The sequence below is a fragment of the Burkholderia sp. RF7-non_BP4 genome (assembly GCF_001521935.1).
Lineage (GTDB): Bacteria > Pseudomonadota > Gammaproteobacteria > Burkholderiales > Burkholderiaceae > Burkholderia > Burkholderia diffusa.
Genome location: NZ_LOTA01000001.1, coordinates 76,191 through 93,655 on the forward strand (window position 1 = coordinate 76,191; position 17,465 = coordinate 93,655).

Consider the following 17,465-nt stretch of genomic DNA (forward strand, 5'->3'; position numbering starts at 1 on the left):
GGCGATGCAATCACGGCGATGGAGCCGTCTGGTTGCCCGTGCAACGGTTCGGCGGGATTCGGGCGATTGCTCGTAGCGGGGATCGCCGCAGGTATTATCAGACGAATTCGCGATTGTCGTCGGGTCGGGTGATTCAGGGGGGTTGTGTGGTCGGTGCGGCACGACCTATCACGATTGAGCGTCGCCACATCCTGCTTCTGGTTCGCCTTGTCCGTGATCGTGATGTTGCCGGCACTGATCGCGCTCTTCGTGGTTGCATTGCTGCTATCGCTCTCGCTCACGTAGAGCGGCAATGCACCGCCTGCATTCTTACCGCTCGCCTGGCCGTGCGTGGCGTAGTTATTCCCACCGTCGCCAACGCCGCCACCGGCACCGATCCCAAAGCTGCTCGCGTTGTAGCTCGAGCTGTTCTGAATATCCGAGAAGGACAGCGTCCCGGTCGTCAGCTGGTTCTTGTCCGGCGTCGCCGTACTTGCGATGTACGCACCCTTCAGGTCCGTATTGCCTTTCACGCTGATGTCGAATCCGCCGTCGCCAGCCTGGATACCGGCCTGCTCGTTCACGCCCGCGTAATTGCCGCTCGCATGACCGCTCTGCGCGCTGAAACTCGCGCTGCCGCCGCCTTGACTGACGCTGAACCCGCCGCCCGAACTGCTCTGGTGGGCCTCGCTATGGCTCGTATCCTGCACCGACGCGAGATTCAGGTTGCCGCCCGTCGCGATCTGCGTGCCCGTATCGCCACCTGCGTGTAAATCTGCATGCTTGTCAGTTGTGCGTGCCCCAACATCACGTGCACGAACCGCACGTCCGCTCCGTTCTCCAGCATCTCCGTCAATTACCGCTTCCAGCAATTGACCATCTCCCCGATCACCGCTACCGGATCGGCAATCGCGAGATGACCGAACAGGAGATTCAGGACTGCATCCACCACGACGAACAATTCGCCGTTGAACAATAGCCTCGACGTCGCTCTCGCTCCCCGCGTTCATAAACACCGAGCCCGGCATCCGCCAGGCTCGGTCGTTCAACTAAAGAAAAGGTTCTTCAGCACCACATACACAATGAAACTCATCATCGCGGCAAAACAACACCACCAGATAATTTTCTGTGCCCGCGTCTTCGGTGTTTGGCCCGGGAAGCTCATCATAATTACCACCTGACTCCTGTTTTACCCTGATCGACTGTATAACCCGTTCCAACCGACGCCGGATTGGAAGTCTTTCCAAGATTTGCACCAGCACCAACGCCAATGACCGTCGCAGTTCCATTGCCCGGTGAATACACAACACCGCCACCAACGGCAGAGAATGCAGCCGTTCCATTACCAGCGTACCCAGATAAAAAGTTGTTGGTCTGTCCAGGTCTTACCGAAGCTTGATTAAGCCAACCAAATTGCATGCTCGCCGCAGCATTAACAGAGTTCGGCACTGCTTTGTTCACGCCATAACCAAAATACGAGTTCCCATCTCGAGAGAACGTCCCCCACGCACTCCCAACGAAGTAATCAATCTGGAAGTTCACGAAGTCCGGCAACCTGAACAAGCCCGGATTCTTCCCCGTCGTCGTCACCTGATATGAGAACCCGCTACCCTGCGCTCCCTTCACAATATACGCCTGCAAATCAGGATCGCCCGGACCCAACGATTGCGTCCACACCGTCTGACCCGCCTTGTTCACACCATACCGCGTCCACTCCGTACCGTCCTGCGGCATCTCTCCCGACGCTACTCGAACATTGCCCGGCAACACCCCTCCATCACTCATCACCAGATCCATTTGCGCCATCTGGTCTTGAATCTGCTGCACCGTGTATTTCCCGTCGCTTTCCGCTGCCAGCTTGTTCGCCAGCGTCTGCTCCTTCGCCTTGCTGTCCTCGTGCAACTGCCGATTAAACCGGATTTCACAATGGCATCACGAATCATTTTTTTCGCACAAAAGCCACCGTTGCGAAAACGCAAAAAACAAGCCCCAACAGAATGCCATTCACTAAAACGAATCTCGTATCGTTGCTCGCCCACAAGAAACCACCACCGTAAAAATAGGCCACAAAAATCATTACAAATGCCTTGATGGAGGCAAAGCACAGAAACGACAGCAAGAAAGCAGCTAAATATAAGGCAATCAATCTAAGCATTTCTTCATTTCCCAATCCGATATTTGGCATCGTTTATCGCTTTCGTTCCTGCCTCAGCGCCGGCAGCCCCCCCTATATCGGCACCAATTGCAGGAACATTGTTCGGATTGAACAGATTTTGTCCTGATGATCCCGCCCAAACACCAGTCCCGGACCACCCAAAACTACCCATCCCGGACTTCGACAACGCGGAAATTAGATTTTGCATGGCGAGTCCCGTACCATAACCGATAGCCGCCGCACCCGCGTTCACCGCTGCACCGGTTGCAATGCTATCGTGTTTGCCAGAGATTGCATTATTAGTGACGGTATCAAGAGCACCTGTCACTGCGTTTATTACGACATTCCCAAAGAATTTGGTGTAAGTGCCAGATCCACCGGCCAATGCCGCATACCCAACATCGACTGGATTCACTGTGCCATTCTGGATGTATTGCGATGTCGCGTTTACACTGCCAGTTAGGACGCCAATCCCAATAGGCGACGCCCACGCGCTGGACCCCAAAGCTCCGGTCGAACCAAAAATTGGCGCGCCAGGGATAGCGGCTAACCCGGCAGCAATCTCTGGTGCCAGTCCGGCAGTTACCAACCCTCCGGCAATGACGAGGCCGGCCTTTGGATTAGCCACCGCGCCAGGCAACGCTCTCTGCTCCGGCGTCAGCGAACCATCCTTGTTCCCAGATAAGAACGGACTGTTGTACTCTGCCGACGTCGCATGGAACAGCCCGCCACCATTCTGACTGATATAGGCCACCGCGGTTGCGTCCCCTCCCGGCCCCTTGCTTGCCGCTGCATCCACCAAACGATAGCCGTTTGCCAGCAACATATTCTGCGCCTGATCCGCGGTGAGTGATTTACCGGTTTTTTCTTCGTAGAACTTCGCGAAGTCCTTCGCCTTATCCTTCGCCCACTGCCGCTCATCAGGGTGCAGTTGCCGGTTGAACCGATCCACACTCGCCCCGCTCAACGCCCCCGTTCCACCACCCACCAAAGCACCCGCACCGCCCGCCAGCACGTTCGACGTCAGGTTCCCCAGCAGTTCATCCACGTTCTTGTTGCCCGTTGGCCCCGCATCCTTGATCGACTGCGCGATTTCATTCAGTTGCGGTGCGAGCTTCGCTGATATTCCCGCGCCCGCAGCCCCGCCGACAGCACCCAAGCCACCACCGGTCAACCCGCCGGTCAGCGCCCCTCCGGCGATATGCAGCGCAACACGGTTGTCACCGCCTTCAGCCCAACTGTCTGCCCTGCGTTCTTGTCACCCGTCGCCACGAACGCGGCCGTACCGCCGGCCTTCACATTGCTGCCGTTGTTCTGCGTACTGTCCTCGGTGAACGTCGACTTGCTGTGAGACGAGCCAAAGCTCAGTTCAACCTTCGCCTCGACCTTGCCCTTCGGATCGTTCAGCGCGTTGGTCATGTTGCCGGTCGCACCGACCAGATCAGCCATGCCGCCCGCTGCCGCGATCGCATGCAGCGCTGCTGCCCGCCCGTCCTGGCTACTGGCGGCACCCTTTGCCTGCTGATTCACGTTCTGGATCGCATCGATCACCGGCGACTTCACGGCGAGCGTGAAACCCGAACTTTTCACCTCGTGAGTTTCTTCGTGATGACGATCCGTTTGCGACGCATCGATCGTCACTTCCTTCGCGACGCCGGTCACGTCCTGGCCCGCAACGATGTCGGAACCTGTCACATGGAGCTTGTTGCCCGCCACCATCGACACGCTACCGTCCGTGCTGCCGATCAAGTTGCCCTGCGAACCCTTCGGGGTTTCGACGGCGAGACGATGCTGGCGGCGGCACGTGGCTTCTACTGGCGCAACGAGCTACAGGCGCCGATTGGGCAGACGGGGCAGATTCCCGAACTTATCGGTCATAACAGTCACCACGGATGTAGGCTGAAATTTGTCGAACTTATCCGTTCCAATAGATCTTCCTGTATCGACTTCACGGATATACCTCGGCCCTGCCGGCGTTTGTACCTCTTTCGTGATAGGAGTTGAAACCGTATTCGGATCTTGAAGCAGCCTTCTCAAATCACTTTCGCTAATTGTAAACTGACTCGCATTGACGTTTGAATCAAAGTGACGGTCGCCAATGTGCTCAATACCATCGTTCGTAATGTTGATACGTGACTGAACTCGGCCCGGCGTGGAACCCGTGCTTTCACCCGACTGTTGATCGTTGCCGCTCGACAAAATAGGCCCACCGGGCGTCACGACAGGGGCAACGTTCACAGTCGGACACAAGACACCCGGTCCACACGGTACAGCACCTACTGTAACCGTAGCCCCTGCTGGCCCGCTCGGCGTCTTCGGCCCGCCACCATTCGGGTCGATTTGCGGGTTCGCATCGCCCTGCTGCACGTCGGTCGGCAACTTCACGTGTGAATTCGCCACGTCACGCGGCAAGTTCTTCTCGTCTTCTCCGAAACCCAGCACGCCGCGTTTGAACTGGTCGAACTGGCTCAGCCCCAAGTCCTTGCCCTGCTGAATCAGCGTGTAGTCGAACAGCCCCTTTTTCGCCTTTTGAAAACCCGACCACTCCAATTCATTGAATTTCCCCGGACCTCTTCAGATTAATGAGCTCCATTAATGCATAATCAATACACTCCCCCATTTCATCCCCATCCATTCTGACAATCCCTCTTTGCAAATCCGGAGCATTAAAAATTACAGTGAATCTCTTGGTCGCGCGCTCCCCATCAAATTTTATTATGAAAAACGCCCGATTTGCTGCCGCTGCCGCTTGCAATACTCGCATAGCGTCGTCGAGCGCACAAACCTCCGGCACACTTAAACCATAAAGCGAGCCAAGCTCATCAATCGCCATTTTGTTCATTTAAGACCTCTTAATGCATTTGAAATATCTTTTACCTCACGAAGCTGCCCAGTTGCAACTCTATCCACCACCGACCAAATCTGTTCAGGGGGAGGTCCGTCGACCGAATTTCTCTGAATCAAAGTTTCAACAACCTCAACAGCCGTTCGTTTATTTCCATTATCAAAGAGATGCCCTCCTGCAATATCACGAATTATAGATGCACTCTTGTCATAGAAGCCGTTATAGTTTGCAGCATTACTCAAAACATTATCAACATCCCGGAACGAAATGCTTCCGCCAAATTTCTGATTTATATCCGAAATCTCCCCCGCCAAAATACCTTTCGCAAATCCGCCGGAATCTCCACCTTTATTCGTCGCACCACCACTCCCGCTATCGGGGCCACTTGACAAAATAGGCCCACCGGGCGTCACGACAGGGGCAACGTTCACAGTCGGACACAAGACACCCGGTCCACACGGTACAGCACCTACTGTAACCGTAGCCCCTGCTGGCCCGCTCGGCGTCTTCGGCCCGCCACCATTCGGGTCGATTTGCGGGTTCGCATCGCCCTGCTGCACGTCGGTCGGCAACTTCACGTGTGAATTCGCCACGTCACGCGGCAAGTTTTTCGCGTCTTCTCCGAAACCCAGCACGCCGCGTTTGAACTGGTCGAACTGGCTCAGCCCCAAGTCCTTGCCCTGCTGAATCAGCGTGTAGTCGAACAGCCCCTTTTTCACCTTCTGGCTATCGATCCACTGCAACTCGGGCGCGAGGTCCTTCGCGTCCATCGGGTCCACGTAGTTCGCCAGCCACTGCGGGCTGTTCGGCGAGAACTCCGCCCAGCACTGAACACGATAGCAAGCGGCCTGCGTCAGGCGCTTTTCCTCGTCCGCGTTGCCGTTCGCCTTGTCATGAATGGCCTTCTTCTCGTCCTGATTCAACTGACGGTTGAAACGATCGACCGCTGCGCCTGTCAACGCACCCGTCCCGCCCCCCACGAGCGCACCCGCGCCGCCGGCCAACAGGTTCGACGCGACGTTGCCCAGCAGCTCGTCGACGTTCTTGTTGCCGGTCGGACCCGCGTCCTTGATCGATTGCGCGATTTCCGTCAGTTCCGGAGCGAGCTTCGCCGACAGCCCGGCACCAGCTGCACCGCCTGCCGCACCCAGCCCGCCCGCCGTCAATCCACCGGTGAGCGCACCGCCTGCGATGTGCAGAGCAACACGATTATCACCGCCTTCAGCCCAGTTCTTCGCGTCCTGCAAATATTGCGCCTTGAGCGCAGGATCGTCGGTCGCGGCAGCGGCATCGCGTGCGGCTTTCTCCTTCCTGTCCGCGTAGCTGCCAATCTGCTTTGCGATCGCCTCCGACGCCGCCTGCGCCGCGTTGATGAGATCCGACTGATTGCTCAGGACCTGCTGCAGATCCGGCGTCTTGTTGACCGTGCCATTCAGGCCCGACGCATCACGATTCAGCGTCGCCACATCCTGCTTCTGGTTCGCTTTGTCCGTGATCGTGATGTTGCCAGCACTGATTGCGCTCTTGGTGGTTGCGTTACTGCTATCGCTCTCGCTCACGTAGAGCGGCAATGCACCGCCTGTATTCTTACCGCTCGCCTGGCCGTGCGTGGCGTAGTTGTTCCCACCGTCACCGACGCCGCCACCCGCACTAATCCCAAAGCTGCTCGCGTTGTAGCTCGAACTGTTCTGGATGTCCGAGAAGGACAGCGTCCCGGTCGTCAGCTGGTTCTTGTCCGGCGTCGCCGTGCTCGCAATATACGCCCCCTTCAGGTCCGTATTGCCCTTCACGCTGATGTCGAATCCGCCGTCGCCAGCCTGGATACCGGCCTGCTCGTTCACGCCCGCGTAATTGCCGCTCGCATGGCCGCTCTGCATGCTGACACTTGCGCTGGCTCCGCCCTGGCTGACGCTGAACCCACCGCCCGAACTGCTCTGGTGGGCCTCGCTATGGCTCGTATCCTGCACCGACGCGAGATTCAGGTTACCGCCAACATTCGCGATCACCTTGTTCGCGTTGACGTTCGCGCCGACGATATTGGTGTCGCCTCCGCTGATGATCGTTGCCGTGTTACTCGCGTTGATGTGCGTATTGTTCTGCGTCGCTGCATCCGAGTTCGCATCGCCGTGCGCGCGTGACATCGACGCCGACACGCCAAACCCACCCGTGCCATACGACACGCCCACGCTTGCACTCTTCGACTCGTTCGTGCTGCGCGTGCTGTCGGTATCCGTGCTGTTGACCAGATTGACCTTGTTCGTTGCCTGCAACAGCACATCCTTCGCGGTCACGTCCGATCCCTGGATCGTCACGTTACCCTGCCCGGCGTTCTTGTCACCCGTCGCCACGAACGCCGCCGTACCGCCGGCCTTCACGCTGCTGCCGTTGTTCTGCGTACTGTTCTCGGTGAACGTCGACTTGCTGTGAGACGAGCCAAAACTCAGTTCAACCTTCGCCTCGACCTTGCCCTTCGGATCGTTCAGTGCCTTAGTCATGCTGCCCGTCGCACCGACCAGATCCGCCATCCCACCCGCCGCTGCGATCGCATGAAGCGCCGCCGCGCGACCGTCCTGACTGCCGCCCGCGCCCTGCGCCTGTTGATTGACGTTCTGGATCGCATCGATCACCGGCGACTTCACGGCCAGCGTGAAACCCGAACTTTTCACCTCGTGAGTTTCTTCGTGATGACGATCCGTTTGCGACGCATCGATCGTCACTTCCTTCGCGACGCCGGTCACGTCCTGGCCTGCAACGATGTCGGAACCTGTCACATGGAGCTTGTTGCCCGCCACCATCGACACGCTACCGTCCGTGCTGCCGATCAAGCTGCCCTGCGAACCCTTCACCGTATCGCGGCTGGTGTCGATCGTCTGGTTCGTGCCATACGAGATCCCGGCGCCCGCGCTGCCGAGGCCGGACTTCTTCACGTCCTTGTAGTGATACTCGCTCGAAGCCGTATCCGCTGTCGTGACCGTCAGGTCGTGGCCGGCAGAAAGGCTCACGTCGTTGGTCGCCGCGATCGTTGCGGCCTTCGCCGTCAGGTCGTTGCCGGCCTGCACCGCAACCGTGCTGCCCGACAACGTCGTGCCGACCGCATTCGTATAGCTGCTCGAATCGATCGTGTGCGTCGACTTCGACGACAGGAAGCCGTTCTCCTTGCGATAGTGCTCGTCGTTCGCGCTCGCGCTCTGCTCGCCGGCGTTCAGGTTGACATCGTGCCCGGCGCTCATGCCAATTGCGCCCTGCGCGTTGGCGTACGCAGCCGTCGCATTCACGTCATGGCCGGCGACTATCGCCAGGTTGCCGCCCGTCGCGATCTGCGTGCCCGTATCGCTCGACGCCGAGTGTTCGGCGTGATTGCGGGCATCCCACTTCACCGCGTCCTGACTGCTCTGGCGAACCGCATTCAGATTGACGTCGTTGTTCGCTGCCAGCACCGCGTCGCCGGTCGTCGCGATAACAGCCGCATTGGCGTTCAAGTCCCGACCGGCAACAGCCTGAAGCGTGCCGGCATTGACCGTCGATACGCGATCGATACCGGTCGCGCTGCCATTCGCCGCTTTCGCCGAACTGGTCGTGCTCGTCAGGTTGAGGTCACGGCCGGCCGACAGCGCTACGGTATCGCCTTGAATCAACCCGCCAAGATTATTGAGATCCTGGTTCGCGCTCGCGAGCACGGTTCCGCCCGACACCGTACCGCTGTTGTCGATCGAATCCGCATGGATGATCGTGACGTTGCGGCTTGCGATCGTGCCCGAGTTCTTGTACGCGCCGTTGGCGTCGACCGTGACGTTCTTGCCGGAGATGATCGTGCCTTCTCCCGTCACGTCCGCCGCGTTCGCGTGCAGATACACCTGCGGCACCAACACCGTTTGCCGGCTACCGTCCGGCAACGTCACCGTCTGAATCACGAGCCAGACGATGTCGCTCGTCAGCTCGGCCATTTGCGCGTCGGTCAGTGCCGTACCAATGTTCAGCCCGAACTGCTGCGACGCCTTCACCCCGCTCGCCATCAATGCCTTGTATTGGCTTTGATTGTCCGTGTAGTCGCCAATGAAACGCTGGCCGGTCGTCTGGATGATCTGTTGCTGAATCAGTTGCTGCTCGTAGAAGCCGTCGCCGATACGCTTGAGAACCGTATTCGGGTCGACCTTGAGCGCATCCAGCATCGTGTCGCTCGACAGCCACTTCCGATAATCGGTAAAGCGCGGGTCCGTCTCGACCAGGAAATGGCTACCTGGATCGCTCGTGACCTGATACAGCGCGTTGTTGGGCAAATGCGTGTTCGGCGTCACCGTGCGCACGACAACGTCGCCCACGTTCGCCTTCACGGCCGATACCTCCCCCACACCGACACCCGACACACCCGAGCCAATCGACACTTGGCCGCCGACATCCTTGCCCGCCACCGGCGTCACGCCCGTACCGCTTGCGCCCTGCGCAACGGACGTCGCCGCGGCCACACTCTTGATCGGATTGGACGGTTTGCTCGGATCGGTCAGCACCACCGGCAGATCGATCGTTTGTGACGGAATGGCCGGCGAGTAGTTGGTCGTGGAGGTTGCACGTTCGTCACCACTGAAGGCACCGCCCGACTGGACCCAGGTATAGATTGCCTTGCCCGAGCCCGTGAAGGTCTCGGTGCCTGTCGCACCGATGTTCTGCACGTTCGCCGGATTGTTGCCGTCGCCGGCTACGATCTGACTCTTGTCGTTGACGCCGGAGGGCGTGTTGATCGTGATATGTCGGCCAGACGTAATCGTGCCGGGTTGCGAAGCCGTTACCACGTCCTTTGTCGATTTCACGTCGACCGCGTAGACGGTATAGGTCTGGACGAGCCGGCTCGCAACGTCCCCGTTATACGCAACGAGCGCCTGGTTCAGGTTCTGGTAGGCGGTAACGGTCGCCTTGTACCACTGCTGGAAAGGCGCGCAAGCCGCATTGGTCGAAGTCAGGCACGACGGGCTCTGTGGGTCGAAGGGATTCGGTTTTGCACCCGTTACGTCCGCTTCAGTGGGGGCCTTGATGGAAAACCAGTTGCTGCCGACGCCCCTTCGTCCGAAAATTAGCGCGGCGGGCGCCGTCATGGCGAACGGCCCCTGCGTGACCCACGCCGGGTTTGCGTCGGGTGGTGGCGCCACACCGAACGTCGTCCAAATGTCGCCCGGCACCGTACGATATGCACCTGTCTGTGCCGCCGCCGCCCCCGAGCCAAAGTAATTGGCGGCATACGCCGTGTTATCGATCTTGCCCGCCACACCGTTCATCGTGTACTTCGCATACTCGGCAAACGGATATTTGGTCGACGGCAACAGAATGAACTTCTGGTCGTCATCCAACGCCCACTGGTAGTCCGTGCCCGGATGAATTTCCTGACTGTTCTTCTGGTACAGGTAAACAGTGGAAGGATCGATCTTCTCGGTCGAGCCGGGGACCTGGTACCACAGCTGGTTACCGCTGTCGGTCGTGACCGTAGAAGTCTGGAAATTCGAATTCAGGTTTTCGAACCGGGTTGCGCTGATCGTGATGTCACGACCCGCGTCGATCTGCGCGCCGTTGTTCGTCACGAGTTGGGCGCTGCCGGTTGCCTGATGGTTCGCATCCAGCGCGCCGCCGACGCGAATGTCGTTGCTCGCGTAGATCAGTGCATTGTTCTGGTTTTTGAATGTCTGCGCGCCAATGTCGAGGTCGCCGCGCGACGCAATCACACCGCCCACGCCTTGGGCGTTCTGGTCGTTCACGACTGTGTTCGCGCCCACCGCGACCGTATCGCCATAGATCCGGCCACCCGCATTCGTGATGGTGTCCCCCGCCGTCACCGTCGTGGTACCGCCGTCGATCAGACCTTCGTTCGTAATCGACTGGTTCGCGTGGACGTTCGTAGCGTTCCCACCGAAAATCTCGCCTGTCGCGCGGTTCTGAATGGAATTGGCGTTCACATTGGCAACATTGCCTGCCGACAGTGTGCCGCTGTTGTCGAGCGTACCGCCAGCCGTGGCCGTCAGATCATGGCCCGCCAGAATCTGGCCGGTGTTGGTCAGATCGCCTTGCGTCGTCACATTGACGTCGCCGGCCGATTGGAGCTTGCCGCCGTTGTTGAGCGTCCCGGTCGAGACCGTCAGTTGCTGGCCGCCGTTGATTTCGCCCTGGCCGTTGATCAGCGTATTCGACGCTGCCAATGTTGCCGTGCCTTTCGACTGAATGCTGCCCGACGTGTTGTCGATAGTCGGTGCAGTGAGCTTCGCATCCTTGTCCGCGCGAATCGAGCCGGACGTATTGTCGATCGCCTGGTTGGCGTTGAGCGTAACGCTTGCGCCCTCCATCCCGGCCGTCAGCCCCGGCACGCCCGCCGTCGTCGGCAGCGTCGAATTGGCGGTCTGTGCATTGCGAATCGTATCGCCCGTCACCGACAGCGCACCGCTCGCGTGCATGGCCCCGCGCGTGTTGTCGACCGTCGTACCGGAGACCGTTACGTCCCGGTTGCCGCCGATCTGGCCGGCCACGTTCGACACCGTACCGGTGCTTCGCACTGTCAATGCACCGTCCGCCACGAGCGACCCCGTATCGTTGGTCACGGACGCGGCATTGACGGTCGCGGCACCGCTCGACGAGATGGCGCCACCTGCGTTGTTCAGCGCTCCGGTTGCCAACGTGACGCCATTGCCGAGCACTTGACCACCCGCCGACTGCCCCGCCATCACGCTGTTGTCGATGATCTGGCCGTGCGTACCGATGTCGACGGCGCCCGTTGCCTGCACCAAACCCGACCGGTTATCGAACGCCCCCGACCGACTCGTCAGTGATTGGCTTGCCGCCACTTTACCGAGCGTGTTGTCAATCGTCCCCTGTCCGGACGCGAGCGTGACGTTCGCCCCCGTGACCGTGCCGCCCGAGTTCAGCAATCCCGCATTGGTCAGGGTCGTGTCGCCCGATGCGAGCAGCTTGCCGCCAGCGTTGTCCGTCGTACCAGATGTCGCCACCGCCAACGCGCCGGAAACCGAACCGATGGTGCCGCCGTGGTTCGACACGGTCTGCGCCGTCACGGTCGTGTCGTGTGTCGCCGCGATCGTACCGCCCGCATTCGTCAGTGCGCCTGCTACAGCGAGCTTGGTCGCATTCGCCGACACTGTGCCTTGCGAATTGTCGAACGTACCGGCCTGCGTGTTCAGCGCGCCAGCTGCGGTAATCTTGCCCTGCGTATTGTCGAGTGCCTGAACGACGGTCAGCGCCATGTCGCCGGTGGACGTGCCGATCTGGCCTGCACGGTTGCTCAGCGTGCCGGCGGTTGCCGTCAACCCGGTCGCCCCCACCAGCTTGCCGCTATCGTTCGACAGCGTGCGCGTGGCCGTCAGCGACAATGCATCCGATGTTGATCCGATCTGGCCGCCCGCGTTGACGAGATTCCCCGCCTGGATTTGCGCACCGTGCACGGCCGTCATACTGCCGTCCGTGTTGTCGATCGTGTCGCTTGCGACGGTGAGTGCATTGGCCGAGCTCACCGTGCCGCCAGTATTCGTCAGCGACTGCGTCGCACGCAGCGTCGTGTCGCCAGCGGCCGATCCGATCGTGCCTGCCGCATTGTCAATGCTGTTTGCCGTCACCGACAGACCGTTGCCGCCGACCATGGAGCCCGACTGATTCGAGACGTCGCCCGTCGCCGCCACGGCCAGTGCGTCAGTGGTGCCGATCTTGCCGCCCGTATTCACGACATCGGCCGCTGTGATCTGTGCGGCATGTGCGCTGATCGATCCGGCCGAGTTGTCGAGATGGGCCGTGTGAATCGACAGGTCGTTACCGGACGCAAGCTTGCCGTTTGCGTTGTTCAGCGATTGCGTGACGTCGAGCGAGGTATTGCCCGCCACGGAGCCGATCTGACCCTGTGCGTTGGAAACCGTATTCGCGGTCAGCGTGAGACCATTGCCGCCTGCAATCTTCCCGTTATCGTTCGCTACGTTCCCGGTCGCCGTCAGTGCCAACGCACCCGTCGACGTGCCGATCTCACCGGCCACGTTCGTCAGGTCGGTTACAGCGATCTGCGCCGTGCGCGCCGTGATGTGCCCTTGGGTATTGTCGAGCGGACCGGACGAGTTCAGCGACAGCGCATCGGCCACCACCGTGCCGGACCGGTTCGATACCGATTGCGCGGTCACGTTCGCCAAGTTCTGCGAACTGATGACGCCCGAGTCGTTGACCAGTTGCCCCGCATTCATCGTCACGTTCTGACCGCTCATCGTGCCGGCGACGTTCGACAGCGTGCCGTTCGTCGCGACATTGATTGCGCTGGCCGCATTCACGGTCCCTTGGTCGAGCGTGACGTCGTTTGCGAACAGATTGACGTTATCGCCCGCTGCCAGCGTGCCGCTGCTCGTCAGATTCGCAGCGCGTGCCGTGACGGAGCCACCGCCGACGAGATTACCTGCGGAATCTGCCCCCGCGTATGCCTGCCCGCTGTTGTTGAGCGAGGCTGCCGCAGTGAGGTTCGTGTTGCCGCCCGACGAAATCGTTCCGGCGTTCGACAATGCCTGCGACGCGTTCAGATCGGTGGTCTGCGTACTGACAATCGTGCCTTGCTGGGCGACGTTGGCGCCATCGATCCGGGTGTTCGCGGCCGACTGCAGACGCGCGGTCGGCGCAATCGTCACATCGCCGTTGTTCGAAACTTGAATATCGCCGGTCAGCGACGTGACAACACCCGCGTCTCGCACGCCCACGCCGGCCTCGGTCCCGATCATCCGGACGCTATTGGCGAACATGCTACCCAGTGCCTGCACGTCGATCGCGACGCCTGGCGCCGCGCCGGTGCCGGCCTGGGCCTGCGCGGCGTTGCTCGCATAGTCGACACGGTTCGCACCGGCGACCGCATTGATCGAATCCGCCCACACCTGACCGTTGATCGTCATCGCACGCGAAATCAGGTCGATCGCACTGCCATGGGCATCGAGCCCCGCACCGGCAATGCCGATCTGCCCTTGCGTCACATTGAAACCCGCCAACGTGCCGTCCGGATTGAACGTCGGCACGCCGGTCGTCAGCGTGACACGCGGCACATTCAGAAAACCGCAACCCGAACAGGTGATGCCTGCCGGGTTCGCGATCACGAGGTTCGCACGATTGCCCGCGATCTCGGTCGGTCCGAGCAGCTGACTGGGGTTACCCGACGTGACCTGGTTGACGATCACGCGGGCCGAGCTGTTGCCGAGAAATGGATTGCCTTGGATCCAGCCGGCGAGCTGCGTTTGCGAATTCTGGCCGCTGTTGACCAGCACCGCGCCCTTCGTACCCACGTTGTACTGCGTGAAGTTGTTCAGCGAGACGCCGTTTTTCGGTGCGGTGATGTTGACGAGCGGCACGCCTGATGCCGACACGCCGACGACCGGATGGGTCGGACCGCTACGATCAGGCGTGATCGGCAACGTAGCCTGCGCTTCGGCGATGAGGGGCTGCATGCCGAACGTACAGAGTGCGGCAAACGCAGTTGCCCGGGCCGCGAACCAGATCGAGATTCCGGAATCCTCGGCCGCAGGACGAACCGCGCGCTGTACACGGGAGCGCTCGCCGCCCCCATGCGCCGACGCGTTCTCGTCAACTGCCACCAGCATGCCGCGCACGGCACTGAACACCAAGCGAAAGATTCCGGAATTCATGATCGTTTTATTCTTGAATGCATGTCAGGCCGGCATCGCGCACATCGCGCAAACGACCGGCCCCACTCACGTTACTTGCAGCTCAGTGCCACCAAGCCGTTGATGTTGCCCGTCGTCGTTGCCGGAATACCGTACGACACGATCAGGTACGGTTGCTTCGCATCCGAACCCATGACCGTGCTCATCAGCGTCGACTTCGTTTTGGCGCTGAGTTCGGTGAGGCCGACCGAGGACGTTCCTACGAACAACTGGTTCTGGTCATTGCCGATCGAGTACTGCAGATTCAACGTGTAGTTGATGGCCGTATTGCCGAACGTGTTTGTCCCGCTCGTCAGCGTCGCCGTGGCGCCAGTCAGCGAACCCGGCGCCGTATTGCCATCCGCCGACGTCGGACGTGTAGCAAAGGCGAGCGAACATTGCATCTGCACAGGCGAGGTCGCATCAATTGCAACCGGTACGCCGACTGCCCAGACCTGGCCTTGATTCGCGTTATACGTAACGCCCGACGAATCGGTGCCGTCCGCCCAGCGGCCGATCGCAATGTCGCCATTTCCAGCGAGGTCCGTCACGACGCCCTTCGTCAGCGTCTTGATCGTGCCCGACGAACCATACGGAATCGCGATATACGCACCCGGCGCCTGCTCCTTGAGCGTCGACACAGGCTGAGAAAGGGCCGCCAGCGTGTAATTCCCGTTCGGCATCTGCCCGCCGTTCCACGACGCGGGCGGCATCAGAACACGAACCGTCGAAACCTGGCTCGAGATCGATTGCGATTGCCCTTCCACACGAATCCCCGACGAAGGCGACGCGCTGCCCGACGGCGCTGCGTTCGACGACGCGCCACTCGATGCGGCACTGCTACCGCTGCCGCCATCGTCACCACCGCCACATGCGCTCAGGCCAAGTGCGGCCACCACCGCAAACGTTGTCGTTACGGCTTGAAAAACACGACGCTTCTCGTACACGTTCTGCATAGTCTTTCCTTCTGCTCTTACTACTCGATCGACAAAATCACCGAGTCGCAACATGTCGTTGCGCTCGGTTCACCCCTACTGCTTAGAACAACGTGCTGACCTGGAACAGCAGCGTCGGCGAACTCGTCTTGAAGCCCTGCGGCTTCGACAACGGGAAGCCAAGCGACACGTCGTAGTTCAGTGCGGCACCGAGCACGTTCTTCGGCGCGAGATTGCCGCGCACACCAACTACGGCGCCGACCAATGTTTCGCCAAGCAGGTACTCCGCGGCCGGCCCGCGCACGCGTCCGGCATCGACGCCGGCATAAAGCGCCTGCGTGCCAAGCGGCGTCGGCACGTACCAATCGAGTTCGTTGGAAACGACCCAGCCGCTCTCTGCAGCCAGCGTCAGTTGCTGATCGAAGCCGCGAACGGCGTAACGCGTACCGATCGTGAAATAGTCGGAAGGGGTCAGTGGCGTACGTGCGTTCTGCATGTTCCAGCCGAACTGGTACGAGAACGTCTGACTGCCGATCTTGAAAGGGACTTGGGCGCTGAGGCTCGCCAACTCCACCTGTGTCTTACCGTCGAAATCGGGTGTGCCAACCACCGTGCCTGAATTACTGGACAGGCCCGGAAGCGATGCGCGCCAGGCGAACGAGCCGTCGAGGACAACGTTTCCGATGTATTGGCGATGCGCGATGCCGAGTTCGTAGCCGATGATGTCGCGATGCTGCACGGGAAGATCGACACCATCCAGCGAGTTGCGGCTGATTTTGTGGAACAGGTTGCCGTGAAGCTCCGTACGCGCGTGCGCGTTGCGATAGATCACGCTCGACAGGCCGGCCTGAAGCTGCGACTGCACGCCGCTGTATTCGATCGGCGCATCGAAGCCGGCCACCGTCTGCTTATAGCGGGAGCGGCTCGCGTTCAACGTCAGCATCGCATAGCCAACCGGCACGCTGTAGTTGGCGGACACCGACTGATTGCCCTTGTCGGATGCGCCAAAGTTGGCATTCGTCGTGCCGGCAATTTGCAGTTGGTCGTAGAGGTGAAACGGCGAGTCGAACGTGAACGAGCCGGACAGTTCGTACTTGCCCGTGGAATCGAGGCCCGCGTTGTCCGTGCCGATAACGGCATGCCAGCGCTTGCCGGTTCCAGGGTGAAAAACGAGTTCGGAGTCCCCAGGATTCAGACCCGGCACGATGTCGAACGCGGCATCGGACTGGGATTGAAGACGACGCAGGTTCTCGAGCCCTTGATCGATGTCGCGCTGGTTCAGCAGCGCCCCGGCCGAAACGGGTAGCGCCGCGCGCAACCAGCCAATCGTGGGCCTGTCGGCTCGGACATCGCTGATGCGCCCCGGCACAACGCGCAGCGTCAGCGTCCCCGATTGCAACGATTGCGTCGGCACGAGAACACGAGACGTCACGTAACCGCGCTCGATCAGCGCATTGTTGGCTGCATCCTGGATCTGCTTGAGTGCGGTCTTGCCGACGCACTGGCCCACGACCGGTTGAAGGAAACGCGCGAGCCAGCCGAACGCATTGTCTTCCAGCGCGATTTCCTTGATCGGAAAGCACGGGTTATCGAGGGGCAGGCTCGTGACGCTGGGCACCGAAGTCTTTTCTCCGGTGGGTGTCAGCACATTGGGACGCGGATTCAGTTCCTTGGTGGCCTCGAGTTGCTGCTGCTGCAAACGCTGAATTTGTGGGCCGGACGTAGTTTCGGATGGCGGAACGCCCTGGGCTAGCGCAGAAACGCTCGCCAACGCCGAAATCAACGCTGCCGAAGTTTCTCGTTTCTTCACTTGTTAGCGGCGTAATGATTGGTCTCTCACGCCGAAATTTATCGAAATAATCGCCCGTGCATTGTCAGGGATTGCAAAA

9 protein-coding genes and 2 pseudogenes are annotated in these 17,465 nt (G+C 60.2%); 1 reads left to right on the forward strand and 10 read right to left on the reverse strand.

The window, feature by feature from the left end; all coding sequences use genetic code 11:
• Positions 1-167: 167 nt before the first annotated feature.
• The 5 genes and pseudogenes from WS49_RS36615 to WS49_RS35895 form a co-directional block, all read right to left on the reverse strand.
• A pseudogene (locus WS49_RS36615) lies at positions 168-752 on the reverse strand (hypothetical protein); the annotation flags it as partial.
• A 397-nt stretch (positions 753-1,149) separates the two neighbouring features.
• The gene (locus WS49_RS00295; RefSeq protein WP_059523406.1) at positions 1,150-1,881 is read right to left on the reverse strand and encodes a hypothetical protein; all 732 of its coding nucleotides are present in this window, start codon (positions 1,879-1,881) and stop codon (positions 1,150-1,152) included.
• 37 nt (positions 1,882-1,918) lie between these two features.
• Positions 1,919-2,164: a hypothetical protein gene (locus WS49_RS00300; protein ID WP_156441309.1), complete on the reverse strand. Its 246-nt coding sequence runs from the start codon at positions 2,162-2,164 to the stop codon at positions 1,919-1,921.
• Positions 2,139-3,293, reverse strand: coding sequence for a hypothetical protein (locus WS49_RS35890; RefSeq protein ID WP_257127755.1), 1,155 nt, complete (start codon positions 3,291-3,293; stop codon positions 2,139-2,141). The genes WS49_RS00300 and WS49_RS35890 overlap by 26 nt, the downstream gene beginning before the upstream one ends.
• Positions 3,294-3,316: 23 nt before the next feature.
• A complete protein-coding gene (locus tag WS49_RS35895; RefSeq protein WP_059523408.1) occupies positions 3,317-3,883 on the reverse strand; it encodes a hemagglutinin repeat-containing protein in 567 nt (188 codons plus the stop codon).
• A 12-nt stretch (positions 3,884-3,895) separates the two neighbouring features.
• Here WS49_RS35895 and WS49_RS32885 point away from each other — a divergent pair.
• Positions 3,896-3,991, forward strand: a pseudogene (locus WS49_RS32885) (ShlB/FhaC/HecB family hemolysin secretion/activation protein); the annotation flags it as partial.
• Here WS49_RS32885 and WS49_RS35900 read toward each other — a convergent pair.
• From WS49_RS35900 to WS49_RS00325, 5 genes are all read right to left on the reverse strand, one after another.
• The gene (locus WS49_RS35900; RefSeq protein ID WP_257127761.1) at positions 3,962-4,684 is read right to left on the reverse strand and encodes a hypothetical protein; all 723 of its coding nucleotides are present in this window, start codon (positions 4,682-4,684) and stop codon (positions 3,962-3,964) included. The pseudogene WS49_RS32885 and the gene WS49_RS35900 sit on opposite strands and share 30 nt — an antisense overlap.
• Before the next feature lies 1 nt (position 4,685).
• Positions 4,686-4,976 (reverse strand): hypothetical protein, encoded by a 291-nt coding sequence (locus WS49_RS00310; RefSeq protein WP_059523410.1) that lies wholly within the window; start codon positions 4,974-4,976, stop codon positions 4,686-4,688.
• Positions 4,973-14,623: a two-partner secretion domain-containing protein gene (locus WS49_RS00315; protein ID WP_082725448.1), complete on the reverse strand. Its 9,651-nt coding sequence runs from the start codon at positions 14,621-14,623 to the stop codon at positions 4,973-4,975. Before WS49_RS00315 ends, WS49_RS00310 begins: the two co-directional genes overlap by 4 nt.
• A 71-nt stretch (positions 14,624-14,694) precedes the next feature.
• Positions 14,695-15,597: a hypothetical protein gene (locus WS49_RS00320; protein ID WP_059523412.1), complete on the reverse strand. Its 903-nt coding sequence runs from the start codon at positions 15,595-15,597 to the stop codon at positions 14,695-14,697.
• 82 nt (positions 15,598-15,679) lie between these two features.
• Positions 15,680-17,386, reverse strand: a complete 1,707-nt coding sequence (locus tag WS49_RS00325; protein ID WP_059523414.1) for a ShlB/FhaC/HecB family hemolysin secretion/activation protein — start codon at positions 17,384-17,386, stop codon at positions 15,680-15,682.
• Positions 17,387-17,465: the final 79 nt, after the last annotated feature.